We start from the raw sequence: 4,592 nt of genomic DNA, 5'->3' as shown, positions 1-4,592 counted from the left end.
ACTTTAAAAAAAACAAAACGCAGGCTTAAGGTTAAGCGACAATTTTTATTTATGTGTTGGCGTTGAAGTTTAAAAAAGTCTAGTAATTGTTATTAATAATCAGGAGCAATATTTGGTTTACCAGCAATGCTTTTTAATCATTTTTGATTTCCCAATTATTATAGTTGCCTGCCGTGATCACAACTATCAAATTTAAAGATTTACAAATGTATATTCTCTGTACACCATTTCCTTTTGCTTCTCGAATATTGAATTTTTCATTATTTACGGTTTCTGTAAATGTCAAAAATTGAAATCCGCCACCTCAATTTTCATTTGTAGCTACGACGATAGTTTTCGGCTTTTCCATGGAGCAGGTTTTAGAACCAATGTTCAGTCGAATAACCTTCTTACAAGTTTAGTGGAAATAATGAAACTGTTATCTAAGAATAAATGTGTCGTGTTTTTTTGTAGAAGTAAAATATATGTTCATTGGCAAGTTTGTTTTTGAACAGTAGATTTCCAATGTGCATACCTCAATAGGTTTGGCACTTAAAACTCAAAAACAAATCCGATAGAGGGTACCACCGTTGCCGAACGTTCATTTAGAATAAAGGGAATAGCATTGCTTCCATCTGCTTTTATCGGTAGTCCGTCGGTTGTTTTAAAATTTGTGTTGTCTTCATTTCTTTCAAATGTAAACTTGGGCAAGCTGGGCGTTTTGTAGAGCAGAATATTTTGAAAATCGGCAAATACATTTAAGCTTACCTTTTTGAAATTGACCTTTTTGTCTACTCTCAAATCCAATTGATTAAAAGCAGGAAGTCGTTTGCTGTTGAGTTGAGAATAATCGTAAATACCAGTTCCGGTAGTCAAGTACATTTCTGTTGAAGCTGTCATGTCAAAAAGCGTGTAAGGTTGCCCGCCTGCTATGCGGTATTTCAAACCGATGTCCCAATTGTTTTTGAATTTGTATCCTAAAGTTGAAGAAACGATAAAACCATAATCCCAAGTTGAAGGGCTAAACTTATCATCTATACCTGAAAATTCCGATTTGTAAAGCGTGGCACTTGCCACATAAAAAAGATTTTTAATCAACTTTTGCTGAATGTAACCTTCAACTCCATAAACACGTCCCTTTCCTGTTGAAGTATAGTTGTCGCTTCCAACGGCCGAATAATCAGTGCCAATATTGGCATAAGAAATTCCGCTGGTTAAGGAAGTTGGGTAATTACCATAATCTTTATAAAAAGCTTCTAAAGTAATGCGGAAATCATTTCTAGGAAGAAACTCAGTTCCAATAGTGTAATGAATAGAATTGGTGTATTTCAAATCTTTATTGGCAAGTGCACCGTTACTGTCTTTGTAGCCAAGCATCGTGTAAACAGGCAGCTTATAATAACTTCCGACCGATGCCGAAATATTCCATTTAGTGTTGATAACATACGAAAAAGAAGCTCTTGGCGAGATACTTCTCAAGAGGTTTAATCCGCTTTCTGTATAAGTATTGACATCTGATCGAATACCGCCAGATACTAGAAATCGATCATCAAAAAAATATTTTGCAACTTGGCCGTACACGCCAAATTTGAAAAAATCAATGGCTGTATTGCTCGAAAAACTTATCGCAGGGCTGATAACATTTCCTTCATTATCAGTAATTTCTTCTTTAGTGGTATTGAAAATATCAGCATCGTATTTTACATATTGAGCATCCAAACCATAGCTGTATTTCCAACCATTTTTGAATTTGTTCATATCAAAACGAAGTTTGTTTTCCGTTTCATGGCTTTCCAAACTATACAGTTTAGGGCCATTTTTTATGGCATTGTTTGCGTATCGGTCTGCACCATTAAAAAACATATTTCTACTTAAAGCAACGGTATAATAACCGTTGTCTATCAATTGTTTAAGTGTGCCACCCACCGTGTAATTCCATTGGTTGATTAAAGGATTTGCCCGATTGATATATTCTGTGTTAGCATCACTTTTTTTGGGAACTGCCAATTTAAAATTGTCAATTGCTCCAATTCCAATAAAAGTCAATTCGGTTTTATTGTTGATCTTGTGGTTTACTTTGTATTGAAAATCGTAGTAATCGGGACGAATGGGTAAGTCCAACAGTTTGAATAAAAATTGTAGATAAGAACGTCTTGCCGAAGCCATAAAGGTCGTTTTGTTGCCCAAAGGACCTTCTAACATAGCTGCGAATTCTGTTCCCGACAAACGAAAATTTCCACTTAATTTATCCGGATTGCCATTTCGTTGTTTGATGTTAATGGTGGAAGCCAATGCATTGCCATATTTGGCATCAAAAGCCGATGACGCTAATTGTACATCTTGGATAAACGACACATTTAAAATTCCAGTTGCACCGCCACTAGCTCCTTGCGTTTGAAAATGATTCAAAACAGGAATTTCAATGCCATCCAAATAATAAACATTTTCGCTCGGGCCACCGCCACGTACAATAATATCATTTCTATTGGGCGTTGTTCCTCCTGCAACGCCAGGCAAAACTTGGATAACTTTTGAAACATCAAAATTACCTCCAGGATTTACCTTAATTTCTTCGGCTGTCAATCGTTGGGTTGCCAACGGTGTTATCATATTGGTTGCCCTAACTGATTTTCCGGTATTGATCACTACTTCTTCCAGCTCCTGACTTTTTTCGTCCAATTCTATTTGTAATATTTGTGCATTTCCAGAACTTAAATTGATATTGTAAAGCATAAAAGGGGCATAGCCAAAGTACAAAGTTTCCAAATTGTATTTCCCAACCGGAAGCTGTATTGAAAAACTTCCGTTTTCATCGGTTGTAATGTTTAAAGATGCTTCTCCCACAAATCTAAGTACAACACCTGTCAGTGTTTCTTGAGTGTTTTTGTCTTTTACGACACCATTAATAGTTCCCATTGTTTGGGCAGAAAGTATGTTTCCGTAAAAAATGGAAAACAATCCAAGAAGGAAAGGTCTCATACAATAAAAGGATTAATTATTACAAAAATAAACTTATTTTATAAACATATGTCTAGATTTATTCTATATTAAAAATAAAATAGTATTTTTATGTACTAAAATTACTCCAAAATGAATTACAGTTTGATAAAGGATATACTTGATTTGGCCCAACAATTTGAGACTGAAAACAAGCAAACTAATTATTTTGAAAATTCTGTTGCCGGGTTTAAAAAATGGATTTCAGTAACCCATAAAACTTATCCTAATGAGCCCAATTGGGAAGGAAAAGAAAAGGGTAGAAGTGCAGAAAGCGTTATCAATACGTTGATTGTTCACTTAAACAGGTATGCGAAAAGTTATTCTAAATCGGCAATTGTTGGATCCGAATTCTCAACACAGGAAGATTTTATTTACTTGATAAATTTAAAAGCTTTTGGCCAAATGTCAAAAACGGATTTAATCAAAAAAAATGTACACGAAAAACCAACCGGAATGCAAATTATTAATCGGCTAATAGGTCAAGGTTGGATTGAACAACAAGACTCAAAAACCGACAAAAGAAGGAAAGTTATTACAATCACTCAAAAAGGCTTAACTGTTTTAGAAAACCAAATGGATAAAATACGGCAAGCAACTGCAATCGTAACAGGAAATTTATCTCAAAATGAAAAAATAGAATTGATACGATTGTTAAATAAACTCGATGATTTTCACCAAGCTATTTATGACAAGAATATTGAAACTGAAAATTTGCTGAAGGAAGCATTAACTTTTAAAATAGTATAAAATGAAAATAAAATCAATTATAGGAACAGCCGGTATGGCTTTTGGAATTTTACTTTTAAATGCTTGTGCCTCCCATCCTGAAAATGCAAAACCAGTTGATGATTTTGATGTTAATCGATATCTGGGAACGTGGTATGAAATTGCCCGTTTTGATTTTCGGTTTGAAAAGGATTTGGATAATACTTCCGCCCAATATCAATTGGATAAAAATGGAAACATCATCGTGCTGAACAGCGGCTTTAACTACGTGAAAAATGAATGGAGCAAAGCAGATGGCTTGGCAAAATTTAGAGGAGATAAAAATGTAGCCGCTTTAAAAGTAAGTTTCTTTGGACCTTTTTATTCGGGGTATAATGTCGTTGCTTTAGATGAAAACTATGAATATGCTTTGATTGCAGGAAAAAATTTAGACTATCTGTGGATTTTATCACGCACAAAAAACCTTCCCCAAGAGGTGAAAACAAAGTACTTGAAAATAGCAGAAGAGATTGGTTACGATATTTCCAAATTAATTTGGGTAAAACACGATAAAACCAATAATCCGTATTTGAATGAGAACTAAACGGTTCATGTTATGCAGCCAATTTATCTTTTAGACATTAGTCATTGTCCATATGCTGATGTGGAATTCTTATCATTTCTACTTGATTTTCACCTGTTTTATAGAAAATAAAATGAGATTTTAGCTTCGGATGGATTTTTGGCTAAGTATTCTGTTTCACCAATAATTAAGTTAAAATATCTATAGCTTGTTCTATTAATTATTAGGCGACGTTTTTTTCTTTCTCTTTCTCTTTTCTGATTCTTATAATTCTTTTTACCTCATTTGATTTTTTAGACATTTCATTTTCAATATCGTAATCATC

3 protein-coding genes are annotated in these 4,592 nt (G+C 34.1%); 2 read left to right on the top strand and 1 reads right to left on the bottom strand.

The features are described 5' to 3' along the window. Positions 1 to 531 precede the first annotated feature (531 nt). Positions 532 to 2,958: a TonB-dependent receptor gene (locus VNJ50_RS11505; protein ID WP_325582001.1), complete on the bottom strand. Its 2,427-nt coding sequence runs from the start codon at positions 2,956 to 2,958 to the stop codon at positions 532 to 534. Positions 2,959 to 3,069: 111 nt separating this feature from the next. Between VNJ50_RS11505 and VNJ50_RS11500 the strand changes: the two genes are divergently transcribed. Both VNJ50_RS11500 and VNJ50_RS11495 read left to right on the top strand, forming a co-directional pair. After that, a complete protein-coding gene (locus VNJ50_RS11500; protein ID WP_325581999.1) occupies positions 3,070 to 3,726 on the top strand; it encodes a MarR family winged helix-turn-helix transcriptional regulator in 657 nt (218 codons plus the stop codon). Positions 3,727 to 3,760: 34 nt separating this feature from the next. Beyond that, on the top strand, positions 3,761 to 4,288 hold the full coding sequence (locus VNJ50_RS11495; RefSeq protein WP_325582003.1) for a lipocalin family protein: 528 nt from the start codon (positions 3,761 to 3,763) through the stop codon (positions 4,286 to 4,288). Positions 4,289 to 4,592: the final 304 nt, after the last annotated feature.

The sequence above is a fragment of the Gelidibacter sp. genome, assembly GCF_035577925.1.
Classification (GTDB): Bacteria; Bacteroidota; Bacteroidia; order Flavobacteriales; family Flavobacteriaceae; genus Gelidibacter.
Note: the sequence above shows the minus strand (reverse complement) of the source record. Positions and strands in the feature narration are given on the sequence as shown.